Genomic DNA, 21,799 nt, shown 5'->3' on the forward strand with positions numbered 1-21,799 from the left:
TTCGCGGTACAGTGTTCCCCATGACCTACCAAGGACGCGATCCCGAGCGCGAAGCTCGCCGTGCTGGCGAGCCCCACGGCACTCCCCGCCGCGCGGGCTCCGCTGATTCTGCGAGGCCTTCCCGCCCCTACGACCCGGCTGGCCCGCACGCCTCACATGCCTCCGGCCAGGACGCGGGCGAATTTGTCCTTGGTGCCGATGGGCAGCCCTTGCGTGATCGCTACGGCCGTCCGGTGCGCCGCCGTCCATCCACACAGCGCAGCACGCCGTCTCAAAATTCCCCACGCACCCAGCGTCCCACCCCGCGTCGCTCACGGCCGGAGGAAACCCGCTTCGACGTCGATGCCTACATGGCCCAGCACTCCCCCGCGCGCCCAGCGCCCCGCCAGAGCGCGGCCACCCGGGAACCTGCCGCCGGCGCATACCGGCGAAGTCCCGACGCACCGCCACGCAGCTATTCCCCACAGGCTCCCTCCCGCGGGCGTGCCGCAGGACGCCCACATAGCCGCCGCAAGAAGGTCAACCCGGTCAAGCAAGCTTTCGGTTGCCTGGGCTGGCTGGTCGTCATCGCCCTCGTCTTCATGGTGGCCTTCACCTTGTGGACGGATTCACGCCTCACCCGCATCGATGCCCTGCCCACCGAACAGGTGGCGCCGACCTCTGGGACGAACTGGCTGTTGGTGGGCTCGGACTCCCGCCAGGGCCTCACCGAGGAACAACAAGCGGAGCTAGGTACCGGTGGCGATGTAGGCGTCGGCCGCACCGATACCATCATGCTTCTGCACATCCCCAGCTCCGGAAAGGCCCAGCTGGTCTCCATTCCACGCGATAGCTACGTCGACGTGCCCGGCTTCGGCATGGACAAGGTCAATGCTGCCTTCACCTACGGTGGGCCCCAGCTGCTGACCCACACCGTGGAACAAGCCACCGGCCTCCACATCGATCACTATGCGGAGATCGGCATGGGCGGCTTGGCAAACGTCGTGGATTCCGTGGGCGGCGTGGAGATTTGCGTCAAGGAGCCCATCAACGATCCGCTCGCGGGCATCGACCTTCAAGCGGGCTGCCAGAAGCTCCGCGGCCCAGATGCCCTTGGCTACGTGCGCACCCGCGCTACCGCGATGGGTGACTTGGACCGCGTCGAGCGCCAGCGCGAGTTCTTCGCCGCGCTGCTGGATAAGGCAACGTCCTTCTCCACCATTGGCAACCCCTTCAAGGCCGTCTCCCTGGTCAACCACACCACGGATTCCTTCATCGTCAACGAGAAGGACCACGTGTGGCATCTTGCCCGCGTGGCGCTGTCGATGGCCTCAGGCGTGGAGACGACGACGGTGCCCATCGGCGGTTTCCAGGACACGGTCGTGGGCAATGTCGTCCTCTGGGATGACGCTGAGGCCCAAGCGCTCTGGGACTCCATGCGCTAAGGCTTCGACCGGTCGTTTCGATCAATTAAGGCTCCAAAACCGCCTTGAGGTTTTGGAGCCTTAATTGATCGATATGTACCTAAGCTTTGGGGCTAAAGCACCCAGGAACTAGCGCAGCGTCACCTGACGGGACTTGATGTTCTGCAGCTGCTTGCGCTCATCGGCATCGAGGTTGGCGTCGTTGGAAATCTCCTCTTCCAGCGCCTTATTCACACGAGACAGCTCGGACTCGTAAGAATCGTGCGCAACCTCAGGGTCGAGGTCAAAGACCGGGGCGATGAGACCATGCGTGCGGAAGACACCGGCGAACTTGGTGTTCTCGCCCAGGTTGAGCTCACCGCGAGCGGCAATGCGCGCAAGCGCATTGAGGAAAGCATTCTCGTCATCGCACGGGCGGACCCATCGGATATGCGCCTTGCCGCCACCGGCATTAGCCCAGAAAGCGGTGCCGACGAAGCCTTCGGCCTCCTGGCCCACCTGGTAGGACTCGATGACGGAATCATTGGCGCGCTGCAGAGCCTGCGCCATCTGTGGAGGAACCTGCGCGCCCTCCGGCATCCACCACGCGAAGTCCTGGTAGACGTTGATCTCCAGCTCGGCGTCCTCCTCCAGCAGCTCCTTGAGCTCCGGCTGGGAACCATCAGCAGCAGTGGACTCGAGGGTGGAGCCCGGCGCGTTGTTCTTCACCCAGTTCAGAGCAAAAGCCAAGTCGCGGCCCGGGTTGTGGGTGTGGGACTGCACCTGCAGGCCCACGAAGGCCTCACCACCGGATTCCTCATCACGGATGAGCGCCGCGGTAGCACCGGGCAGCACGGTGGCGACGTAGACATCCTTGTCGAAGCCCTTGACGGACAGCTTCGCCGTTGCGGAAGGAACAAATTCCTGCAGGGCGACGAGGCTAGCCTCAGCGGCCAGCCCACCAAAGGGGCGAGGGTCCTTTTCCAGGGCAGCGCGCTCGGCGGCGCGGGCAGCGAGCTTAGCTTGGCGGCGGGACATGCCCTCCGGCAGCTGTTCGTTCTTCTTTTTCTTCTTGGCCATACTGAACAACTTACCTGTTCATTACAGCTCAATGGCATGCAGGGCCACTTCCGGCTGGTTCGTGGCGAGAATATCTACCCCGTTGGCCCACGCCCACTTCATGTCCGCGGGTTTATCGATGGTCCACATGTACGTGGGCAAGCCGTGCGCGCCGATCGCGTCGGGCTGCAGCTTGCCGCGCAACAGCGACATGCCCAGGCCAGTGGGCTGCGACAACAGGATGTCGGGACGGTTGAAATGGCGCTCCCAATCGCGGCGCAGGTAGATGCGGTCGACGTGCGGGGCAAGTGCTGCCATTCGACGAATGGCCCGGTGGGAAAAGGAAATCATGTGGATCCGGGGGTCGTCGAGAAGCCCTGCGTAGCGCAGCCGCAGCACCATCTGTTCTTCGAGGATGTCGCCCTGCCCCGAGGGATGCTTGGTCTCAATGTAGAGGTGGTGTTTCTTATCCCCGAGCATGTCGAGGAGTTCGTCGAGAAGCAGCATGCGCTGGCCGCCGCCAATCTTCAGGCGGCGCAGCTCCTCCCAGGTCATCCGAGACACTCGGCCTGAGCCATTCGTGGTGCGGTCCAGTGTGGGATCGTGATGAACCACCACCTTGCCGTCGCTGCTCAGGCGGATATCGCACTCGATACCATGGATGGGAAGCTCGAGCGCTTTCTCAAAGGCAAGAGGGGATAGCTCCGGATATTTCCCGGAGTATCCCCTGTGGGCGACAATCTTCACTAGCCGAAGATTTCTTCCTTGATGGTGTTGAGAGTGTTGAAGGAGTTCTCGAAGCGCTCCTTCTCGTGGTCATCGAGGGCCAGCTCGATAACGCGGTTGACGCCGGAGCGGTCAACGATGGCCGGGGTGCCGATAAAGACATCCTCGTGGCCGTACTCGCCCTGCAGGTAGGCAGAGACCGGGAGAGCGACAGCCTGGTTCTGGATGACCGCGCGGGTGATGCGGGCCAGGGCCATGCCGATGCCGTAGGAGGTGGAGCCCTTAGCGTCGATGATGTGGTAGGCAGCGTCGCGGGTGTCCTCGAAGATCTTCTCGATGCGCTCGTTGTAGCCCGGGTCCTTTTCAGAACGGTGGGACAGGGAGACACCTGCGATGTTGGCGGAGGAGACGACCGGCAGCTCGGAATCGCCGTGCTCACCGATGATGTAGGCGTGGACGGAGGTCGGTGCCACGTCATCCATTTCAGAGAGCATGTAGCGGTAGCGGGCCGAGTCCAGGACGGTGCCGGAGCCGATGACGCGCTGGTGCGGGAAGCCGGAGGCCTTCCACACTGCGTAGGTCAGCAGGTCCACCGGGTTGGAGGCGACCAGGAAGATGCCGTCGAAGTCATTCTTCATGACGTCCGCCACGATGGAGTTCATGATCTTGACGTTCTTGTCCACGAGCTGCAGGCGGGTCTCGCCGGGCTTCTGTGCGGCACCGGCGCAGATGACGACCATGGAGGCGTCCTTGCAGTCTTCGTAGGTGCCCTTGGTCACGCGGGTGCGGGACGGGGCCCAGACGACGCCATGGTTGAGGTCCATGACGTTGCCCTCGAGCTTCTTTTCGTCGATGTCGATGATGGCCAGGTGATCAACAGTGCCCTGGTTGACCAGAGCGTAGGCGTAAGCAACTCCAACGTCGCCAGCGCCGATGAGTACTACTTTGTTTCCAACATGATTTCCCATGACTCCTATTGTGCCCCTAATGTCCGAGTTTTGCTCGTTATGCGCCCGAATTCACAGGTTAAGTAGTCCGATCTCACATTTTTATGCCCGATTAGGTCTGATTAGTGGCATCACTGCACGTTCGCCCCAAAGCTGGTTCAATGGCCAGCATGCGTCAACTCGCGCGCCGCATCGCCCTCAAAACCGCCCGCACAGGACTTCAGGCTGCCATCTTTTCCTTGGAGCTCATCAGTGATCTCACCCCTGGAATGCGCATGACCGGCAGGCGGCGCCTGCCGCAAAATATGTGGCCCGGGCTCTTCGGCGCCGAAGTAGCGACCTGGGCAGCCGTCTCCCCGTCGCTATTGCCACGCCCGTGGTGGGTTACCGCTGCCAACGTGGCCATCGGCCAAGGCGCGGGACATCTCGCCGCCACCACCGCGGCTTTCGCAGCCAAGCGCGCCCTACGCCACGCGGGCCGGCGCCCCCAGGATCGGGTCGGCCCCACCACTCGGCGCTATTCCTACTACTTGCTGGGGCTCGGAACCTTCATCGCGGGCATACGCTCCCTGCGCAACCAAACAGAGCAGGCCCGCCTCGTGGGCAAACTCAATGACCGCGGCCCGCAATCCGCCGCACTAGGAATGATGGTGGGTACCGCAGGCTACGGCGCCTTGCTTATCGTAGGGGAGGCGGCTCAGCTTACCGTCACTCAACTTTCTCTCCAGGTGCAGCGTTGGCTGCCCCGGTGGATTGCCTGGCCCCTAGCCGGCGGCGCGGTGGGCTTCGCCGCGGCCGTGGCCAGCGACCGCATGGTCTGGCGCCGGCTGCTCCACAAAGCCACTATCCAGGGCCTTGCCCTCAACAAGCTCGTCTATCCGGGATCTGTCATGCCGTGGGAACCGGAACGCTCCGGCAGCCCATGGTCCCACGAGCAGTGGACGGCTGTCGGCTCACAGGGCCGCGTTTTTCTCGACCGTGGCCCCCGCGCCCAGGACATCAAAGAGGTCATGCACTTTGACCGAGCGCGCGAACCAATACGCATTTACATCGGCCTCATCCGCGGCCGTGGTCCGCACGCCGCCGCCCGCCACGCGGTGGCGGAGATGGACCGCACGGGGGCCTTCCACCGCGACACCATCGTGCTGCAGATGCCCTCCGGCTCAGGCTGGATCAATAATTATTCGGTCAGTGGCTATGAATTCCTCACGCGCGGCAATTGCGCCACCGTGGCCTTGCAATTCGACTATCTTCCCTCCATGTTTTCCTACCTGGTGGATAAAAACCTCTCCCGCACTTTTGCGCGCGAGCTCATCGCCGCTGTTCACGCCCGCCTCGAGCTCTTGCCCGAGGACAACCGCCCCAAGCTGTACTTAAGCGGCGAATCCCTGGGCTGCTATGCCATCGTGGAAAACTATGAGACGGTCGAAGATTTGCTCGCGGCGTGCGATGGCGCGGTATTCACTGGGCCGCCCCGGATGACCAGTTTCATGCGCCGCCTGCACCGCGAACGCGGCTCCTTGGAGCGCTTGCCGCTTATCGACGGCGGCCGGCACCTCCGCTTCGCCGCAGTCCCCGCCCACATGGAGCACGATGCCTTCGGCGAGCCTTATGGCCCCTGGGAGCGCCCGCGGGTAGCGGTGGGGCAACACGCCTCCGATGCCATCGTGTGGTGGGATAGCAAGCTCATTTATGCTCGTCCCAACTGGATCCACGAGCCGACCCCGCAGACCTTGTACGCAGATACTTTTAACAACCTGCGCTGGCATCCGTTCATCACCTTCTGGCAGGTAGCACTGGACCAGATCAACTCGCTCAACGTGCCGGGCGGCCACGGGCACAACTACTTCGAGGAAACCTTCTGGTACTGGGATTCCGTCCTCGGATCCCAAACCCGCGCCCAGCTCACTCCGGAGCTAGCTGAGCGCATGCGGGACTTTGTGGAGCGCGACCAGCTCAACAAACCTTCCGACTTCCGCACGCACGTGCGCAAACAGCTCTAGCCGCACGCACGTGCGCTCACCGTGTTAGCCGCACTTCACGCCGGTGCTGTGGTGCGGGCAGTAACCGTTGGGCACCTTGTGCAAGTACTGCTGGTGTTCATCCTCGGCCAGGTAATACTCTCCCGAGTCTGTCTCGCTGAGGAGGGTGACTTCGGTGGTGGTGGCGCCGAAGCCGGCGTCGACAAGCTTGCCTGCGTAGGAATCCACAAGCTGCTGAATCTCCTCGCGTTCCTCCTCAGTCTCCGGGTAGAACGCCGAGCGGTACTGCGTGCCCACGTCGTTGCCCTGGCGGAAGCCCTGAGTCGGATCGTGGGCCTCCAGAGCCTTGACCACTAAGTCTCGCAGGCTCACGCGCTGCGGGTCATAGGTAATCTGCACCGCCTCCGCGTGGTTGGTCAGCCCGCGGCAGACCTCGTAGTAGGTCGGGTTAGGCGTGGTGCCGCCCGCATAGCCCACGGACGTGGACTCCACGCCCTCAGTTTCCCAGAACATCTTCTCCGCGCCCCAGAAACAACCGATGGCGATGATGAGAGACTTCTGCCCTTCCTTCCACGGTCCAGTAATCGGAGTGCCTAGCACCGCATGGGGCTGCGGGTTATCCAAGACGGGCTCGGCGCGCCCGAGACGGGCGTCCTCCGCTGCCACCAGCTTGGGTTCTGGTTTGAAAAGAAACATGCTGGGATCTCCTTCACTTAGTGCTGTCCTCCCCTTATACTCCGCTGCGCTGCCCACAATCCAGGTTTTTGTTCATGGCCTCTACCATAGAAAAAATATTGTGGCCAAATTCTCATTTGATCCCTACCATGGGGCCTCGTACCCCAAAGAAAGGATGACACAAATGGCTGTTTACGAACTTCCGGAACTCGACTACGCATACGATGCTCTAGAGCCGCACATCTCCGCCGAGATCATGGAGCTGCACCACTCCAAACACCACGCTGGCTACGTTGCTGGTGCTAACGCTGCGCTCGAGGCCTTGGAGGAGCAGCGCAACGGCGAGGCTAACGCTGACGCTATCCGCGCTCTGTCCAAGAACCTTGCCTTCAACCTGGGTGGCCACACCAACCACTCCATCTTCTGGAAGAACCTCTCCCCGAACGGTGGCGGCGAGCCCACCGGCGAGCTGGCTGAGGCTATTAACCGCGACTTCGGTTCCTTCGAGAAGTTCAAGGCTCACTTCTCCGCTGTTGCTACCGGCCTGCAGGGCTCCGGTTGGGCAGTTCTGGGCTATGACCATGTTGCTGGCCGCCTGATTATTGAGCAGCTGACTGATCAGCAGGGCAACATCTCCGTGAACTTCACCCCGCTGCTGATGCTGGATATGTGGGAGCACGCCTTCTACCTCCAGTACAAGAACGTAAAGGCTGATTACGTCAAGGCTGTCTGGAACGTCTTCAACTGGGATGACGTTGCTGAGCGTTACGCTGCTGCCACCAAGTAAGCACTCTGGCCTCATTTAAGGCCACATAGCTGACCGCGCTGGGTCCTCTTCATTGAGGCTCAGCGCGGTTTCGCGTTGTGACTCCCTCTACAGGCTTTGCGGAGGACCACCCAACCCCGATATCCAGACCACAACTGCCCGATCTGCCAAAGTTATGCGCCGTCATTGCAGATCCGAGAGGGATCTTCGTCATGTTGGGCAGTTGGTCTATCTGTTAAGACACTCTGCCGCCTGGGAGCACCAGTGCCAGGCTGCCACACGAGGTCTCCAGCCCTGAAGCGCTCCGCGCGTTGGCGGCCGCGCTGCCGTTCGATAGCTAGTCAGCGGTGCGTGCCACAACGAAATCCTTGAAGTGCTCCACCGGCGGGGCATCATCGCCCTCGCGCCACACCAAACCCAGCTCACGGTAGGCCTCCGGTTCTAAGGGAATGAGGTTGCGGGCTTTCAGGTACGGGTCATCAAGCGGCAGCAACGCTGATCCCAGTCCGGCGGCCACGAGGCCGGCCACGGTGGTCAGCTCCATCGACTCGAAGACCAGGCGGGGGCTAAAACCGGCTTCGCCTGCCAGGGAATCCAGAAGCATGCGCGTTCCATAACCCGGCAGCATGCCGATGAAGGGTTCATCGCGGAAGTCTTCCATGCGCACCCCGTCTCTTCCTGCGGCCCAATGGCCTTCGGGAACCGCTAGGCCTAAGCGTTGCAGCTTGAGCTGGTGCCATCCTAGCGGGCCGGGGGCGGTAGGGCGGGGACCAACCAGCGCTAAGTCGGACTCGCCGGCCGCTACTCTGTCCACCAACTCCCGGGCCGCCCCCTGGTGCAGGCGAATATCCACGTGCGGGTGTTGAGCGCGATAAGCCTTGAGTAGCTCCGGGACCATCCACGTGCCCAGGGAATGCATGAAATCGAGGCGCACGGTACCGTGCTCCGGATCCATAAGTCGGGACACGGCATCGCGCGCAGCGGCTTCCGACAAAAGCATCCGCCGCGCGTGTTCCACGAAGGCCCGGCCGCGGGCATTAAGCCGCAGGCGCCGGCCGCTGCGCTCAAACAGGCTGGCCCCCACTTCGGCTTCGATGCGCTGCACGCGGCGGGTCAGCGCGGATTGGGAGAGCCCGAGGGCGTCGGCAGCCGCGCCGACGAGGCCATGGTCGGCCACGGCGACGACGCCGCGCACATCCTCCAGATTCATGCACACCTCGCATGCTTTATGTAACTTTTAGACATTTTACACATAACCCGCGCTAGGCCATGCTTGGTGCATGACCAGAACGCGGCGCGCCACCATTGCCATGCTCTTCGTGGGCCTGGCAATTTTTTCTTGCCTCTACCCCACCCAAGCCATGCTGCCCACCTTGGTGGAGGACATGGGCATGTCCCCCACGGAAGCCGCCATGACCATCTCCGCGGCCACGGGTGCCCTGGCCATCTGCGTGATCCCCGTGTCCATCATCTCCGAGCGCATCGGACGCGGAAAACTGCTGCTTGTGTCCACCATCGCGGCCACGCTCATCGGCATGCTCGTTCCGCTGGCCCCCAACCCAGAAATCCTCATCGCCACCCGCGCGCTCCAGGGAGCCGTCATCGCCGGCGCACCTGCTACCGCCATGGCCTGGATTTCGGAGGAGCTAGAAAGTTCCTACGTTGCCCGTGCCATGGGTTTGTACATCGCCGGCACCACCATCGGCGGACTGACCGGCCGTCTCATCCCGACTGGGCTGCTCGAGCTCACGTCCTGGCGCTGGGCCCTGGCAGGCTCCAGCCTGGTCACACTCATCCTGGCCATCATCGCGGCGATCTTGCTGCCCTACCAACAGAATTTCACCCCGAAGGAGATCCACTTCCGCTCGGAGCTGCGCGCCATCTTCCGCCATGCCCGGGACACCCGCCTGATCCCCTTATTCATCGTGGCCTTCGTGGCGATGGGCACCTTCGTCTCCCTCTATAACTTCCTGGCTTTTAGGCTCATCGACCACTTCCACCTCTCACCGGGCTTGGCTGGCTTGGTCTTCCTCTTCTACCTCACCGGAACCTGGTCCTCGGCGCGCGCAGGCCGGCTGGTGACCCAAGTGGGCCACGCCAACACGCTTCTGCTCTCCTGCGCGCTCTTTGCCGTGGGCATCGCACTGTGCATGGGTTCGCTGATCCCCACCCTGCTGGGCATCGTGTTATTTACCATCGGCTTTTTCGCCGCACACTCCACCGCGTCGGGCTGGGTCGGACACATTGCCACCCACGACCGCGCGGAGGCCTCCAGCCTCTATGTCTTCTTCTACTACCTGGGCAGTTCTATCCTGGGCGCGCTGGCCGGCGTGCTCTTTGACTCCCTGTCGTGGACCGGCTTCATTGCCGTCTACGCCGCCCTCGCAGCAGGTATCGCGGCGCTGAGTTGGGCGGTGAGAAAAACCGGATAAACTCGTGTTTTATGGATAAGTGGTCACCGCGTACATGGCACCGGAAGGCATCGCGCCCAGTCAGTCTGTGGATGATGGTCTTCCTCATCGCGGGCGCGACCCATACCTTTATTCCGAATTACCGCTGGGTCCTCATCCACCTCTTCACGCTCGGCATCCTCAGCAACAGCATCGTGGTGTGGTCCCAGCATCTCACCGAGAAGTTCGTGCAGATCAAAGTACCTCTTTCTGCCCGCCCGCGGCAGCTCGCACGCATTTATCTGCTGAACACAGGCGCTATCTTCACCCTCGTAGGTCAGACGCTCGTCGAAGCCTGGGAACGGCACTGGCTGCTTACGCTGGTGGGTGCCGCACTCGTTGCGACTGCCGTGGCTTGGCACGGCGCGGCCCTCTTTGCCTTATGGCGCCGCGCGGAATCCAAACGATTCCGCCCTGTCGTTGCTGGTTATGTGGCCTCCGCCTTCTTTCTTGCCGTGGGCGCCACCCTGGGCGCTTTCCTCGCGACGCATCCCTCCCATCCGCGCCTACTCATCGCCCACGTGGCTGCCAATATTGGCGGCTTCGTGGGCCTTGCGGCAGCCGGCTCACTGACCATCTTGTTCCCCTCCATCTGGCGCACCAAGGGAATCAATCCGCGCATGAGCTTAAGCTTCACCCTGCTGGGCCTAGGCGTCATCGCTACTGTGGTGGGCAGCATCTGGAATGTTCCGCAGGTAGGCCTCATCCTCTACTGCGTGGGCTGGGCGCTCAGCCTGCAGGGCTGGCTCGTCAACGTCCTCACCGTGGTGCGTAATCCGCGTGGACGCATTAGCTTCCCGGCACTTTCCGTGCTCTTTTCCTCTTTCTGGCTGCTCGGCGGTCTGATCTATTACACCACCCAGCACTTCTTCTCCAGCGAGCCAAAGATTCCTATGCTCGCGCTCGTCGTGGGCTTTGGCGCCCAACTGCTCATCGGCGTCATGGGCTATATGCTGCCGACCACTATGGGCGGCGGCCCCTCAGCGGTGCGGGCTGGCCTGCGCGAATACAACCGCTGGGGGCTCGGGCGCTCTGCGTTCGTCAACGGCGGGCTCGCCCTGTGGCTGGCCACCTCTAATTCCCTCATCATGGTTGCCGCCTCGCTGCTCTGCCTCGGCTCCATGGCCAGCTTCCCCATCCTCACCGCCCGCGCGGTCAAGGCCCAGAAAGCCGTGCTGCTCAAGAGGGCCGAGGGCCCAGCCCCGACGACCACCACAGACTGGGACCAGGCGTGGGTGGCCCTTGCAGTACTCATCATCCTCGGCGGACTCAGCCTCATCCTGTAGATCCCCAGACCTCGATCCCGCAACCTCCTGGTGAGCGGTGGGCGTCGGCAAGCGCTTGGCGACGCCCACCTGCAGGTTGCGGGTTTCAAGTCTGGGGCCTTGCACACAGGAAGGCAGAGAGAAGCTAGGGCTCGAGGGGGGACACTCCCGGCGCGCCATCGGTCATCCACTCGCGGACGGCGTGGGTAGCGCTCACATCGCCCGCGTTGTAGCGCAGAATCTGCGCCCGCGCGGCGGCATCCCCGGCAACGGCGGCGCGGCGAGCATTGACGGATTCCTCACCATCAAACTCTTCCGGCCATTCGAAACCCGCAACGGGGGCCACGGTCTTCAGGCCCAGCCCCGCAGTGCCAGCGAAACTGCGCTTGACGTGGGCGAACATATCCACCCATTCTTCCGAGGAGATGAACTCTTCCACCTCCTGGAGACTGGGCTTAGAAAAACGTTGGGCGGATCTGCGCATCCAATGGTTCTCACCATGGGCGGAGTAGCAGTAGGCTGCGAAGGTCTTTCCTGCCTCATGTGCCTCAGCGCGCACCCGCATGAGCCAGTCCCAGAACTCAGCGAAATTCTCCGCTTCCGCGCGGCCACCGAGCAGTTCCCACGTCACGAAGGAATGGTATTCACCGTCCAGTAGCGCACCCCACAGGTAGGCCCCCTGATCCAGGTAGGCCTCCATATCCACATCAACCTCGACATCCGCGCGGGGAACGCTGACCCGGTCACGGCGCAACAGTGGGACGCCTTCACGCCAGGCAGCGGCAAGGGCGGAAGGGGTGCCGAGGGAGGCATCAATAAGCCCTTGCACTGTCGTGATACCGCGCTCACGATAGGGCTTCGCGCGGTCGCCCGGCAGAAAGAGCGAGATGTCATCGCGGGCTTCCAGCTCCTCCCGGCACAAAGGCCAAAAGCGGCAGGAGGCGCACTCTTTAACGCGGCGTGGGCCCGCTGGTAGTGGCTGCGCCAACGCCTCATCGATGGCAAAACGCGAGGTATCCGTAACAAAAGCTTGGCTGCGATCCTGGCCAATCGCAGCGCCCCTGCCGGAATTCAGGCCTACTTCTTCCAAGCCCCGCGCGGCCAAGGCCAACCGGTAGCCATCGACGGCATGGTGCCGAATCTTGTACTTTGCCGGTAGCGGCTCACTCAACCCCAAACGATGGGTAGGCACAACCAGCGTACGCGAGCTCTCGTGCGGGCGGGCCACGCGGTGATCAGAAACGATGACAGGACTGTATTTATCCCCATCCCGCACTAGGAGCTCCACGCGCACCATCCACTCGGAGGTGGAAAAGACGGCGTTGGTGATGTGCGTATAACCGCGGACCAGCGCTTCGAGCGTGGCTAGCGCCCGCTCGAAATCGTCCCCCTCCAGGTCAATCCGGCGGAAACGCCCCGGCCCCTTCTTGGGAAGGCGGCTGAGCGCAGCATCGATGGCGGCCGCGTGGCGCTCCGCGCGGGCTTGGCTCACTGCGGTGCGTGGGATCTCGGGATGCGCGCGGCGCTGCACTAAGCGATAACGGCAGCCCACAAGATCCGTGGCAACGAGCACATCCTTCACAGCAGGTGAGCTTAGTAGACCACCTTGCTAGAGTTGTAGCGAGACCCTAAAGATAGATTAATAAAAGGACGTTTCAATGGGCATTATGAAGAAAATCCGCAAGGCCCGCCGTGAGGCCCGCGCTGAGATCAAGGCCGCTAAGACCCGCGCAAAGGCAGAGGTCAAGGCTGCAGATAAGGCCAAGCACCGCCAGCAGAAGCTGCTGGCCAAGCAAGAAAAGGCACTTATTAAGTCTGAGGAAAAGGGCCTAAAGAAGCGCCGCCAGCACGAGTACAAAATGGCCAAGAAAGAACTCGAACGCATCAAGCAGGGCCGTTTTAATAAGGACAATGTCAAGCGCTATGCCGGTGCCCTGCGCACCGCCGCACCGCTTCTTTTGCCCTTGATCTACCGCGGCATCACTGCCGCCCAGCGCGAGGTGGAAAAGAAGCGCGCGCAGAAAGCCGGTGTCAGCGCCGAACAGCTGGCGTCCTTCTCCGGCCACGGCGCGCCGCTCAAGGCCCGCACCGCGGGTATCCGCAACTCTCTCAAGGACGCACAGCTTCCCGCTGGTTTCAAGCGCGACGTCAAGGAGCGCCTCAACGAGCTTGACTCCGCGATTGACAATGCCGAGTACATGACCGATCAGCAGCGTCAGCGCGCGCACCGCTCTATTTCCGGCGAGATCGACTCGCTGAACGACGAAATCCAAGCCAAGCTGGGGGCTTAGCCTCTCAGCGCGCAGACGTCTACCCTTCAAGCCGCACTACCCTCCCCCAAGCGGGGAGGACACTCGTCGCGTATCCACATCGTTCAGCCGGAATGGAGATTCATGGCCCGCCGCGAAATCACTCAGTTTTTTGATGATATCGATAACAAGCCCCTCAGTGAGGAAGAACTGATCGTCATCCGCTTCAGCGTTGACGGTAAGGACTATCTTCTCGACGTATCCCAAGAAAACGCCGACAAATTCCACGCTGCGCTGGACCCCTTCATCAAGGCGGCCCGCCACCCCGTTAAAAAGGACACCCGCCGCTATAAGCCAGCCGATATCCGCGCGTGGGCCGCCAAGCACGGCTACCAGGTAGCTGAGCGCGGCAAGATCCCCAACGAGGTGATTTTGGCGTACCGCAACGCCAACAATCTTTAAAGAACGCCCTGCTCGCGGGCAGCAGCCACGGCGGAGGTGCGGGAGCGCACGCCTAGTTTGTCGTAGATGTGGACTAGGTGGGACTTCACCGTCGCCTCTGACAGCATCAGTTCCACACCGATCTCACGGTTGGAGGAACCCGCCGCCACCAGCTTCAATACTTCAAGCTCGCGCGGAGTAAGGGAGGTGCGCGGGGTACGCACGCGGGTCATCAGTTTATCGGCCACCACGGGCGAGAGTGCCGAATCTCCTTCGGCCGCCGAACGTACCGCCGCGAGCAGCTCCACCGGCGGCGCATCCTTGAGCAGGTAGCCCACCGCTCCGGCCTCAATCGCTCCGAGGATATCTGCGTCGGTGTCATAGTTAGTCACTACGAGTACCTTGGGCGGGTTCTCCATGGAGTAGCGGATAGCAGCGGTGGCCTCCGCACCTCCCATGACGCGGGTTCCTTCAATCCCGGCGCCGAAACGCAAGTCCATGAGGAGGACGTCGATGCCACCCGCTTGCGCCGCGGACACAGCTGCTTCGGCCGTAGCTACCTCGCCCACTACCTCGATATCCTCAGCCCCCTCGAGCACCGAGCGTAAACCCAGGCGTACGATCTCGTGGTCGTCGGCAAGCAAGACCCTAATCACGGGCTTCCTCCTCATTGGTACGGTGTGGACAATTTCCTAATCTACATCGTTGTTTAAGGGGACACTAACTGAGACCGCCGTGCCGCTGCCTACCGCGGATTCAATCACGACTTCCCCGCCGAGTTCCTCCGCACGCCTGCGCATCGCCGATAGACCAATATGCCCCAACCCCGCCGGCTTATTTTCCACCGCAGCAACGTCAAAGCCCTGGCCATTGTCCACTACATCCACGCGCACCTCATCCGGCGCATACGTCACCGTCACCCGTGCCTTACTGGCCTGGGCATGCTTGACGACGTTCCCCATCGCCCCCTGCGCAATCCGCAGCAAGGCCGCCTCCACCTTCATGGGAAGCTGCTGAGCATCACCCTCAACGTCCACGGACACGTCGACCCCACCGGTTGCCGCGAAGTTCTCCGCCATCCGCGTCATGGCAGCTCCCAAGGAGGTTTCCGATAACGCCGCCGGCTGAAGTGCCGCAATCATGGCGCGCGCCTCGTGGAGATTATCCGCCGCGGTACGCCGCGCGAGCTCAATGCGCTCCTGCGCTTTGGGGATATCCTCCTGAGCCAGGTCACGGTCAGCGGCGTGCAAGAGCATCTGAATCGAGGACAAACCTTGGGCCAGTGTGTCGTGGATTTCGTGGGCGATGCGCTGGCGCTCAGCCGTCATGCCGGCCGTACGCTCAGACTCCACAAGTTGCGAACGGGTCTTCACCAATTCTTGGTTCATACGGCTCAGCGCCCGGAAGGCATAGGTAATCGCAATCGTCACAAGGGCCGATACCGCTGGGCCCATGATGCCACCGAAGGAGAGCCCGTTCGGTACCTGCACCAGGATGGTCACCGCCGTGGCCGCGAGCACGCAGATGACGCCAGGGATCATCTCCAGCACGTAGAGGTAGACAAAGTACAGGGAAAACACGAGGTAGATGGCCGCGGGCGCCACCGCCATGTCCGCTAGCCACAAGACGGTGAGGATGACCATCCAGCCATAACGCGCGATGCGCGGCAGGGCCTCCAAGTAGGCCGATCCCCCGAAGTACACCACGGCGAAGGAGACCAAGAGCAAGAGGTTTAGAACACCCTGCCACAGCGGCAGGCGCACCGTGGTAAAAATCGCCACCACCAGCAGCGTCGCTGTCAGGACGTGAATACCATTGCGCAGGGCATCCGATTCAACCGAGCGTTGGTCTAGTGTGGACGTCATGCGCCACAGCCTACTTCCCTCACTTGCCGCCTGCGTGATCGGCATCGGCTTCGCCACCGTGGGGTGCTCGGATGCAGCCGACCCTGTCCCCAGCACCCAGGCCACCAGCCCCGCGCCCGGTGAAAGCTCAGGCGATGGCCTGCCCACGGACGCTACAGCCGAGGTCAGCGACTGGGAGGACTGCCCTTATCTGGATACCCAGTGGGTAGCCGATACAAATGGGCAGAGGATGACCCGGTGGGGCGTCGACAAGCGCTTTAGCACCCCCGCCTGCGTGTTCTGGTCCTACCCAGAGGAACCACAGGCTACCGTCCTGGTTCGGCAGATGCCCAGCGTCGAGGAGGCCCGTGCGGTTGTGGATTGGGCTGCGCCGGTGGAGGATACGGAGCTCGCCGAGTTCGATGGGTGGTCCGGCGGGCGCGGCGTCTTTGAGGATCACTCGGTCTTTGCCGTGCAGAAGGACAACCACGCCGTGGTGGTGTGGTCGAACCAGCTGCAGACCCTCAAGCCTCAGCTCATAGCGCAGGAAGCGATCAAAAGCTTAGGTCTGTAAAACCTAAGCTTGTAATGACTAAACGGCAACGTCGTTATAGGGCATCTGCGCCGCTACCCAGGGGAAAATAACCTCCATGAGCAGGAAGAAAACCCCTACAGCGAGCGCCAGCGCCAACACCACTTTCACCGCGGTAGGGCCAGGCAACAGGTTCCAGAGTGCGCGATACATTAGTTCTCCTCCCAGACGGCGGGACGGGCATTGTCATCTGCTCCGGGTGTTTTAGCCTCCCGGTCGGTCTCCATGGCGTGGATGATCATGCGCTCCGCATTGGAGAACTGCGGATGGCATGTGGTGAGGGTGAGCAGGGATTCACTCGGTTCGATCCCCTCAGCCCCAGGGATCGGCTGAAGCACGCTGACATCACCCGGCAGCGTGATATGGCGGCCTTGGACCGGCTGGTACTCCGGTTTGGCCTGCTGCTCTGGGCTGAAACACTCACCCGGGGTGCCATCGATGGGCAGCACGCGATAGGTGATCCACTCCGTTGCCGTTTCGATGACGATGGCATCACAAGTCTGCAGGTTCCCCAGGTCATTAAAGGGAGCGCCCTTGCCCACGCGGTGCCCGGCCACGGCAAAGTTGCCCGGCTCACCGGGCATCTGCGTGTCCGTGTAGCGCCCCGGTCCGCGCAACAGGTCATCCTCGTTGGTGCCTTCCAAGACCGCGAAAGCGAAGTCCGAACCGAAGGTTGGGATATAGAGGCGTGCAAAAGCCTCACCGAGCTGCGGGGCGTGGCCTCCTCCGCGCGGGTTATGCCATTCTTCCTGCAGCGTCTCATTGGCTTGGTCCTGCATTTGACCAGACTGAATGTTGGTCCAATAGGACTCATAAAACGCAAAAAGCAGCAACAGGACGCCGGCCGTCAGCATAAGCTCACCGATGACGGTACCGACGGTCGTCCGAGTGCGCGCGGTGGGGTGAGGCATACCAGCATCTTAGCCTCCCTGTAACGTGTAAGTGCCCCACCACCCTGCGCGAAGAGGAGTAGGCGATGATCAACATCTTCATGTACCCGGTCTCCGGAATCATGAAACTCTGGCACCTACTATTTGCTTCTTTCCTGGACGGTTCGATGGCGTGGATCCTCACCATCGTCTTCCTGGTACTCACAGTCCGCGGCATCATCGCTCCGCTGAATTGGCTCTCGGTAAAACAGGGCCGTATCGGCGCACTCATGCGCCCGGAGATGACCGAGCTCAACGAACAGCTCAAGCAGGTCGATTCGGTCGACCAAGCGGTCGACATTCTCACCCAGCAGCGCGAGCTCAAGGAACGCTTCCACCACAACCCGATGGTGGGCTGTTTCCCTTCCTTCCTCATCATTCCGGCCTTCATTGGCCTCTACCAGGTGGTTCTTCGGGTATCCGGATCCGCGAATGAGCCGGTGGGAATGCTTACGCTTGACGACGTCTCCTCCTTCCGCACCTCCACCGTCTTCGGCGTCCCCCTCACCGATTTCGCGCGCGAGCATCATGACTTAGTCCTACCGATGCTTCTGGCGGCGCTCGTGTTTACCTCCCTCAACACGCTCATCACGCTCTACCGCGGCTACCTCACCACTCTTTTCGATCAGAAGATTCCGCGCCGCTTGTTGTGGTTCATGGCGCTCACGGTCTTTCTCATCCCCTGGATGCTGTGGGCGGTAGCGTGGAACGGTCCCATCCCCGTGACCATCATTTTCTACTGGGGCTGCTCCTACCTCTTCACCTTGCTACAGACTTTGGCGTACGAATTCATCCTGCACAAGCGCTATCCCTTACCGGAAGCTGTCCACGAACAGCGGCGGGAGAGCATTCGACGCTGGCGGGCTAAGGAAAAGAAGAAAGAGAAGAAAGCCGCCAAACAGCGCCTCAAGGACAACCCTGCGTACAAGGAGGAGTTGGCTGCTGCCCGCAAACGCCACTCTGCGATTGTGGCGGAGGCACGCAAAATTCTTAAATCGAATAATCGGCCGGAGGCGCCGACAGAAGCTGAATAGCCAACTGCTTCGCGGTGACGAGCGGGGCGACGTCACGGGTCAGGCGGGCGCCGGCGAGACCACCATCAAGGAAGATAAGAATCTGGCTCGCCTGCTCCTCTGAGGGGTAGCCATTCTTGGCGTTAAGAAGTGCCGTGATGGTGGAATGAATCCACGTTCGGTGCTCCACGCAGGCGGCCACGATGCCCCGCTCGGCGTCTGTCTCTGGGCGTGGGTATTCGCCAGCCGCGTTAAGGAAGTGCGAGCCGCGAAACTCCATGGCTGGCTGCTCTTCGATGGCCTTGTCGAAGAAAGCCAGGATCTTGTTCTCCGGGTCAGTGGCATCTTCGGTGCGCTTTTGCCAATCTGCGCGGTATTCCTCATCGAGAGCCTCGACATAGGCGATGACGAGGGCATCCTTGGAGCCGAAAAGAGAATAGAGCGAAGCCTTTGCCACATCTGCCTCGCGCAAGATGCGGTCAATTCCGATGACGCGGATACCTTCGGTGGTAAAGAGCCGCGTGGCGGATTCGAGTAGTCGGCTACGCGGGCTCGGGCGATTACGGCGCGACTTCTTTTCGGCCATTTCTTCTCCTCACATGACAAAACCGGTTCATCTATACAATATAGACAAACCGGTATGTATGCGAATTATTATTTCTTGCGGCCCGTAATGGCCCCCACGATCCACAGCAGGATGCAAGCACCGACGGTCGCAGTAATAATCATCAGGAACCAGCTATCGCCGACATCCTTATTAAACAGCGCCAGCAAACCGCCACCAATGAGGCCGCCGATAACACCAACGATGAGGTTGGTGAACAGCCCCTGGTCACGCTTCATAATCTTCTCTGCGAGCCAACCCGCAATGATGCCAACAACAATCGATCCAAAGAAACCGAGACCAAGTCCCATGTCACTCACTCCTTCTCTCAACAGTAAATAGCTTTTATTTACGCACTTCCCACCGTACGCGTTAAAACATCAAAACGACCCGGGCCCACCATTTATCCAATAAATGGGCCCGAATCGTTATAGCGGAGTTATGCGAAGGTTACTCGGAGTCCGGACGTACCACCATCATCGGGCAGGGAGCGGACTGCAGCAACGCGCGGGAGGTAGAACCAAGCAGCATACCCTTGAAGCCACCTCGACCGTGGGAACCCACGACGAGCAGCTGAGCGCCCTCGGAAGCTTCCGTCAGCGCACGGACAGGACGGTCACGAGCGATAACCTTCTTCACCTGTACATCCGGGTACTTCTCTTGGAACTCTGCAAGGCGCTCGGTCAGCAGTTCTGCCTGCTCCTTCTCCACCTCAGCCCACTCCGCCTGGGCTGCCGAGAGGCCAGCCAGGGAAGCTTGAACCTGCATATCCATCCACGTGTGAACAGCAATCAGCTCTGCGCCACGGGCATCCGCTTCCTTGAAGGCGTAATCAGTTGCCTTCTGGGAGACCTCGGAGCCATCGACACCGATGACGACAGGACCGTACTTGGTGGACTCAGTGACGTGGTTATCCTCACGGACTACGACCACCGGGCAGGAGGCATGGGAGACCACGGAGGCAGAAACCGAACCCATGACCATTCCGGAAAGACCGCCCATGCCGCGGGAGCCCATCACAATCATGGTGACGTCCTTAGACATCTCCAACAGCATATCGATCGGGGAACCTTCAGCCACGGTGTGGCCAATCTTCAGATCCGGGGCAACCTTGTGGGCCTCGGCGCGGGCCTCCTCAATCTTTTGCAAGGTTTCCGCCTGGAGGTCATCGAAAAGCTCCTTCGGCGGGACCATGCCTTCGGCGTAGAGGAACTGCGGCATCGTATAACTCGATGCGATACGCAGTGGGATACCCCGCTTCACCGCAGTGTTGGCAGCCCAGCGGACGGCGTTCTTCGACGCTTCCGAACCATCGACGGCTACGACGACAATGTCTTCCTTTGCCATGACCTTTCCTTTCGAAGTGCTTACACTTCCAGTCTAATACCTATTATTAGACCTGTGGGGTGGTCGCAGCATCTGCGTTGGCAGGGAAGAGAATGTTGTAGGCGGCCACGACAATGTCACGAATGACGGCACCGATACCATTAGAGAAGAAATCGATGACGGGTGCGAGAATAGAGTTGAAATCCATGGAACAAAGAATATCGCAAAAAAGGCGTGGCGCAACACCACTTCCTATCCGCGATGGACTAAACCCCACTCACGCTCGCGTATCCGACGGGCCAATCACTGCGTGGGACTTCGTACACAACCTCATCACCACGCAGCGCCACCGGCACCCCGAAGACAACGAGGCCGCGCTACAGGCACGCTTCGATGCCAACGAAGTTGTACGCCAAGACGCTTCACCCCTACGCCCCGACAGCATCCTGGCTTCCAACGCCGTGGTGTACTTCTACCGCATGCCGGCACCAGAAACGCCCGTCCCATACGAAATACCGATTCTCTTTGAAGACGAACGCCTTTTGGTCGTCGACAAACCACCCTTCATAGCCACCATGCCCCGCGCCCGCCACATCACGGAGACTGCCACCGTGCGCCTGCGTCGGAAAACCGGAAACAACGAGTTATCCCCCGCGCACCGCCTCGACCGTCTCACTTCCGGCATCCTCGTCTTTACCAAGGACCGCTCCATACGGGGCGCCTACCAAACGCTGTTTGCCGAGCGCCGCGTCACCAAGACCTACGCAGCCATCGCGCCGCTTGCCGACGTCTCCCCCGGCACCGTCTGGCGCTCCCACATGGAGAAGACCCCGGGGGAACTACAAGGACGCATCGTCGAAGGTGAAGTCAACGCCATCACCGAAGTCGCCGGCGTGGAGCCAGTAGATAAGGCCCCGTACGAAGCTATCCACGGAGCACTACCTGAGCTAGCGAAGTACACACTCAAACCACAGACCGGGAAGACTCATCAATTACGGCTCCATATGCTCCAAGCCGGAGCACCCATTATTGGCGACCCCATATACCCGGTCATTTACCCTGCCGAGGCCGAAGACATGCGGATACCAATGCATTTGACGGCAACGCACATCTCATTTGTTGACCCCTTAACTGGTGCCGACCGTGAATTCTCATCACAATTACCATTAAAGACCCATCATCTATTAAATCCATAAATAGATAAACGAAAATAACATCGCCTCTGAACAGTGGCTATGGCCTGAACCCTGGAAAGCAGTTTGGTGCTTGATGTTCTCAACTTCGGGGTTGTGGGGTTGTGTCTTAGATGGCAGGGTAAGCGTTGTTGTTGAGGACGGCTCGGCCGCTTTCGGCGGGGTTTTGGTGGAAGAGCCCGGGCCTGTGCTTGGCTACTTGGGCTTGGTTGTTGCGTGTTTTATAAGTGCAGACGTGGGAGTACATACCTGCAGCGTGACTGATCAGCAGGCCCGGGCCTGTGTTTGGTTGCGACTAGCGGGTCTGTACTTTCGGGTCTGTAGTTTTAGAATCCTCTGGCCGTTAACCCACAGAT

The 21,799-nt window shown here is 61.1% G+C and carries 24 protein-coding genes; 10 read left to right on the forward strand and 14 right to left on the reverse strand.

Annotation, left to right across the window (positions count from 1 at the left end):
* Positions 1–20: 20 nt before the first annotated feature.
* The gene (locus HMPREF2996_RS07415) at positions 21–1,424 is read left to right on the forward strand and encodes an LCP family protein (RefSeq protein WP_246821767.1); all 1,404 of its coding nucleotides are present in this window, start codon (positions 21–23) and stop codon (positions 1,422–1,424) included.
* A gap of 108 nt (positions 1,425–1,532) precedes the next feature.
* Here HMPREF2996_RS07415 and HMPREF2996_RS07420 read toward each other — a convergent pair whose 3' ends face one another.
* The 3 genes from HMPREF2996_RS07420 to HMPREF2996_RS07430 are packed head-to-tail and all read right to left on the reverse strand — an operon-like array spanning position 1,533 to position 4,135.
* Positions 1,533–2,462, reverse strand: coding sequence for a DUF5926 family protein (locus tag HMPREF2996_RS07420; RefSeq protein ID WP_070644477.1), 930 nt, complete (start codon positions 2,460–2,462; stop codon positions 1,533–1,535).
* A 21-nt stretch (positions 2,463–2,483) separates the two neighbouring features.
* Complete coding sequence (locus tag HMPREF2996_RS07425) at positions 2,484–3,188, reverse strand: glycerophosphodiester phosphodiesterase family protein (protein WP_049156880.1); 705 nt, start codon at positions 3,186–3,188, stop codon at positions 2,484–2,486.
* Positions 3,188–4,135, reverse strand: coding sequence for an L-lactate dehydrogenase (locus HMPREF2996_RS07430; RefSeq protein WP_070443241.1), 948 nt, complete (start codon positions 4,133–4,135; stop codon positions 3,188–3,190). Before HMPREF2996_RS07430 ends, HMPREF2996_RS07425 begins: the two co-directional genes overlap by 1 nt.
* Positions 4,136–4,275: 140 nt before the next feature.
* Here HMPREF2996_RS07430 and HMPREF2996_RS07435 point away from each other — a divergent pair, with 140 nt between their 5' ends.
* Positions 4,276–6,117, forward strand: coding sequence for an alpha/beta-hydrolase family protein (locus HMPREF2996_RS07435; RefSeq protein WP_070730808.1), 1,842 nt, complete (start codon positions 4,276–4,278; stop codon positions 6,115–6,117).
* Between the two features lie 24 nt (positions 6,118–6,141).
* Here the strand turns inward: HMPREF2996_RS07435 and msrA are convergent, their stop codons facing one another.
* The gene (gene msrA, locus HMPREF2996_RS07440) at positions 6,142–6,792 is read right to left on the reverse strand and encodes a peptide-methionine (S)-S-oxide reductase MsrA (protein WP_070730810.1); all 651 of its coding nucleotides are present in this window, start codon (positions 6,790–6,792) and stop codon (positions 6,142–6,144) included.
* A 163-nt stretch (positions 6,793–6,955) separates the two neighbouring features.
* Between msrA and HMPREF2996_RS07445 the strand changes: the two genes are divergently transcribed.
* Positions 6,956–7,558, forward strand: coding sequence for a superoxide dismutase (locus HMPREF2996_RS07445; protein ID WP_046647628.1), 603 nt, complete (start codon positions 6,956–6,958; stop codon positions 7,556–7,558).
* Between the two features lie 316 nt (positions 7,559–7,874).
* On the opposite strand, the gene HMPREF2996_RS07450 is transcribed toward HMPREF2996_RS07445, so the two are convergent.
* The gene (locus HMPREF2996_RS07450) at positions 7,875–8,747 is read right to left on the reverse strand and encodes a LysR family transcriptional regulator (RefSeq protein WP_070730812.1); all 873 of its coding nucleotides are present in this window, start codon (positions 8,745–8,747) and stop codon (positions 7,875–7,877) included.
* 70 nt (positions 8,748–8,817) lie between these two features.
* Between HMPREF2996_RS07450 and HMPREF2996_RS07455 the strand changes: the two genes are divergently transcribed.
* Both HMPREF2996_RS07455 and HMPREF2996_RS07460 read left to right on the forward strand, forming a co-directional pair.
* Entirely contained in the window at positions 8,818–9,969 is a 1,152-nt protein-coding gene (locus HMPREF2996_RS07455) for an MFS transporter (protein ID WP_070710811.1), read from the forward strand.
* Positions 9,970–9,980: 11 nt separating this feature from the next.
* Positions 9,981–11,273: a copper oxidase gene (locus HMPREF2996_RS07460; RefSeq protein ID WP_070710810.1), complete on the forward strand. Its 1,293-nt coding sequence runs from the start codon at positions 9,981–9,983 to the stop codon at positions 11,271–11,273.
* Between the two features lie 124 nt (positions 11,274–11,397).
* On the opposite strand, the gene HMPREF2996_RS07465 is transcribed toward HMPREF2996_RS07460, so the two are convergent.
* Positions 11,398–12,834, reverse strand: coding sequence for a TM0106 family RecB-like putative nuclease (locus HMPREF2996_RS07465; protein WP_210398904.1), 1,437 nt, complete (start codon positions 12,832–12,834; stop codon positions 11,398–11,400).
* Between the two features lie 76 nt (positions 12,835–12,910).
* On the opposite strand from HMPREF2996_RS07465, the gene HMPREF2996_RS07470 reads away from it, so the two are divergent.
* Positions 12,911–13,543 (forward strand): DUF6474 family protein, encoded by a 633-nt coding sequence (locus HMPREF2996_RS07470; RefSeq protein ID WP_070443229.1) that lies wholly within the window; start codon positions 12,911–12,913, stop codon positions 13,541–13,543.
* Positions 13,544–13,645: 102 nt separating this feature from the next.
* The gene (locus tag HMPREF2996_RS07475; RefSeq protein WP_070730814.1) at positions 13,646–13,963 is read left to right on the forward strand and encodes a histone-like nucleoid-structuring protein Lsr2; all 318 of its coding nucleotides are present in this window, start codon (positions 13,646–13,648) and stop codon (positions 13,961–13,963) included.
* Here HMPREF2996_RS07475 and HMPREF2996_RS07480 read toward each other — a convergent pair.
* On the reverse strand, positions 13,960–14,598 hold the full coding sequence (locus HMPREF2996_RS07480; RefSeq protein WP_010188464.1) for a LuxR C-terminal-related transcriptional regulator: 639 nt from the start codon (positions 14,596–14,598) through the stop codon (positions 13,960–13,962). The two genes, HMPREF2996_RS07475 and HMPREF2996_RS07480, sit on opposite strands and share 4 nt — an antisense overlap.
* Before the next feature lie 36 nt (positions 14,599–14,634).
* On the reverse strand, positions 14,635–15,807 hold the full coding sequence (locus tag HMPREF2996_RS07485; RefSeq protein ID WP_070730815.1) for a sensor histidine kinase: 1,173 nt from the start codon (positions 15,805–15,807) through the stop codon (positions 14,635–14,637).
* Here HMPREF2996_RS07485 and HMPREF2996_RS07490 point away from each other — a divergent pair.
* Positions 15,806–16,360, forward strand: coding sequence for a DUF2020 domain-containing protein (locus HMPREF2996_RS07490; protein WP_070730817.1), 555 nt, complete (start codon positions 15,806–15,808; stop codon positions 16,358–16,360). The two genes, HMPREF2996_RS07485 and HMPREF2996_RS07490, sit on opposite strands and share 2 nt — an antisense overlap.
* Before the next feature lie 18 nt (positions 16,361–16,378).
* On the opposite strand, the gene HMPREF2996_RS12825 is transcribed toward HMPREF2996_RS07490, so the two are convergent.
* Together HMPREF2996_RS12825 and HMPREF2996_RS07495 are read right to left on the reverse strand one after the other, a co-directional pair.
* The gene (locus HMPREF2996_RS12825; RefSeq protein WP_168166681.1) at positions 16,379–16,531 is read right to left on the reverse strand and encodes a hypothetical protein; all 153 of its coding nucleotides are present in this window, start codon (positions 16,529–16,531) and stop codon (positions 16,379–16,381) included.
* Positions 16,531–17,289 carry a class E sortase gene (locus HMPREF2996_RS07495; protein WP_070730820.1) on the reverse strand — a complete coding sequence of 253 codons (759 nt, stop codon included), beginning with the start codon at positions 17,287–17,289 and terminating at the stop codon, positions 16,531–16,533. Before HMPREF2996_RS07495 ends, HMPREF2996_RS12825 begins: the two co-directional genes overlap by 1 nt.
* Positions 17,290–17,354: 65 nt before the next feature.
* Between HMPREF2996_RS07495 and yidC the strand changes: the two genes are divergently transcribed.
* Positions 17,355–18,341, forward strand: coding sequence for a membrane protein insertase YidC (gene yidC / locus HMPREF2996_RS07500; RefSeq protein WP_070730822.1), 987 nt, complete (start codon positions 17,355–17,357; stop codon positions 18,339–18,341).
* Here the strand turns inward: yidC and HMPREF2996_RS07505 are convergent.
* The 4 genes from HMPREF2996_RS07505 to HMPREF2996_RS12830 all read right to left on the reverse strand — a co-directional run bounded on the left by HMPREF2996_RS07505 (position 18,298) and on the right by HMPREF2996_RS12830 (position 20,458).
* Positions 18,298–18,906 (reverse strand): TetR/AcrR family transcriptional regulator, encoded by a 609-nt coding sequence (locus HMPREF2996_RS07505; RefSeq protein WP_070443219.1) that lies wholly within the window; start codon positions 18,904–18,906, stop codon positions 18,298–18,300. The two genes, yidC and HMPREF2996_RS07505, sit on opposite strands and share 44 nt — an antisense overlap.
* A gap of 68 nt (positions 18,907–18,974) precedes the next feature.
* The gene (locus HMPREF2996_RS07510) at positions 18,975–19,235 is read right to left on the reverse strand and encodes a GlsB/YeaQ/YmgE family stress response membrane protein (RefSeq protein WP_070443217.1); all 261 of its coding nucleotides are present in this window, start codon (positions 19,233–19,235) and stop codon (positions 18,975–18,977) included.
* A 139-nt stretch (positions 19,236–19,374) separates the two neighbouring features.
* Complete coding sequence (locus HMPREF2996_RS07515; RefSeq protein ID WP_070443215.1) at positions 19,375–20,271, reverse strand: universal stress protein; 897 nt, start codon at positions 20,269–20,271, stop codon at positions 19,375–19,377.
* Between the two features lie 46 nt (positions 20,272–20,317).
* Positions 20,318–20,458, reverse strand: coding sequence for a hypothetical protein (locus HMPREF2996_RS12830; protein ID WP_168160887.1), 141 nt, complete (start codon positions 20,456–20,458; stop codon positions 20,318–20,320).
* Here HMPREF2996_RS12830 and HMPREF2996_RS07520 point away from each other — a divergent pair.
* On the forward strand, positions 20,394–21,446 hold the full coding sequence (locus HMPREF2996_RS07520) for a pseudouridine synthase (protein WP_083313797.1): 1,053 nt from the start codon (positions 20,394–20,396) through the stop codon (positions 21,444–21,446). The two genes, HMPREF2996_RS12830 and HMPREF2996_RS07520, sit on opposite strands and share 65 nt — an antisense overlap.
* Positions 21,447–21,799: the final 353 nt, after the last annotated feature.

The organism is Corynebacterium sp. HMSC066C02, assembly GCF_001814945.1.
Taxonomy (GTDB): domain Bacteria; phylum Actinomycetota; class Actinomycetes; order Mycobacteriales; family Mycobacteriaceae; genus Corynebacterium; species Corynebacterium aurimucosum.

Coding starts and splice junctions, on each gene's coding strand:
- HMPREF2996_RS07430 (WP_070443241.1), bottom strand. CDS start 4,135: ATGGGAAATCATGTTGGAAACAAAGTAGTACTCATCGGCGCTGGCGAC.
- HMPREF2996_RS07490 (WP_070730817.1), top strand. CDS start 15,806: ATGCGCCACAGCCTACTTCCCTCACTTGCCGCCTGCGTGATCGGCATC.
- HMPREF2996_RS07455 (WP_070710811.1), top strand. CDS start 8,818: ATGACCAGAACGCGGCGCGCCACCATTGCCATGCTCTTCGTGGGCCTG.
- HMPREF2996_RS07475 (WP_070730814.1), top strand. CDS start 13,646: ATGGCCCGCCGCGAAATCACTCAGTTTTTTGATGATATCGATAACAAG.
- HMPREF2996_RS12830 (WP_168160887.1), bottom strand. CDS start 20,458: ATGGATTTCAACTCTATTCTCGCACCCGTCATCGATTTCTTCTCTAAT.
- HMPREF2996_RS07520 (WP_083313797.1), top strand. CDS start 20,394: ATGACGGCACCGATACCATTAGAGAAGAAATCGATGACGGGTGCGAGA.
- HMPREF2996_RS07435 (WP_070730808.1), top strand. CDS start 4,276: ATGGCCAGCATGCGTCAACTCGCGCGCCGCATCGCCCTCAAAACCGCC.
- yidC (WP_070730822.1), top strand. CDS start 17,355: ATGATCAACATCTTCATGTACCCGGTCTCCGGAATCATGAAACTCTGG.
- HMPREF2996_RS07460 (WP_070710810.1), top strand. CDS start 9,981: ATGGATAAGTGGTCACCGCGTACATGGCACCGGAAGGCATCGCGCCCA.
- HMPREF2996_RS07485 (WP_070730815.1), bottom strand. CDS start 15,807: ATGACGTCCACACTAGACCAACGCTCGGTTGAATCGGATGCCCTGCGC.
- HMPREF2996_RS07505 (WP_070443219.1), bottom strand. CDS start 18,906: ATGGCCGAAAAGAAGTCGCGCCGTAATCGCCCGAGCCCGCGTAGCCGA.
- HMPREF2996_RS07450 (WP_070730812.1), bottom strand. CDS start 8,747: ATGAATCTGGAGGATGTGCGCGGCGTCGTCGCCGTGGCCGACCATGGC.
- HMPREF2996_RS07510 (WP_070443217.1), bottom strand. CDS start 19,235: ATGGGACTTGGTCTCGGTTTCTTTGGATCGATTGTTGTTGGCATCATT.
- HMPREF2996_RS07470 (WP_070443229.1), top strand. CDS start 12,911: ATGGGCATTATGAAGAAAATCCGCAAGGCCCGCCGTGAGGCCCGCGCT.
- HMPREF2996_RS07515 (WP_070443215.1), bottom strand. CDS start 20,271: ATGGCAAAGGAAGACATTGTCGTCGTAGCCGTCGATGGTTCGGAAGCG.
- HMPREF2996_RS07420 (WP_070644477.1), bottom strand. CDS start 2,462: ATGGCCAAGAAGAAAAAGAAGAACGAACAGCTGCCGGAGGGCATGTCC.
- msrA (WP_070730810.1), bottom strand. CDS start 6,792: ATGTTTCTTTTCAAACCAGAACCCAAGCTGGTGGCAGCGGAGGACGCC.
- HMPREF2996_RS12825 (WP_168166681.1), bottom strand. CDS start 16,531: ATGTATCGCGCACTCTGGAACCTGTTGCCTGGCCCTACCGCGGTGAAA.
- HMPREF2996_RS07445 (WP_046647628.1), top strand. CDS start 6,956: ATGGCTGTTTACGAACTTCCGGAACTCGACTACGCATACGATGCTCTA.
- HMPREF2996_RS07495 (WP_070730820.1), bottom strand. CDS start 17,289: ATGCCTCACCCCACCGCGCGCACTCGGACGACCGTCGGTACCGTCATC.
- HMPREF2996_RS07415 (WP_246821767.1), top strand. CDS start 21: ATGACCTACCAAGGACGCGATCCCGAGCGCGAAGCTCGCCGTGCTGGC.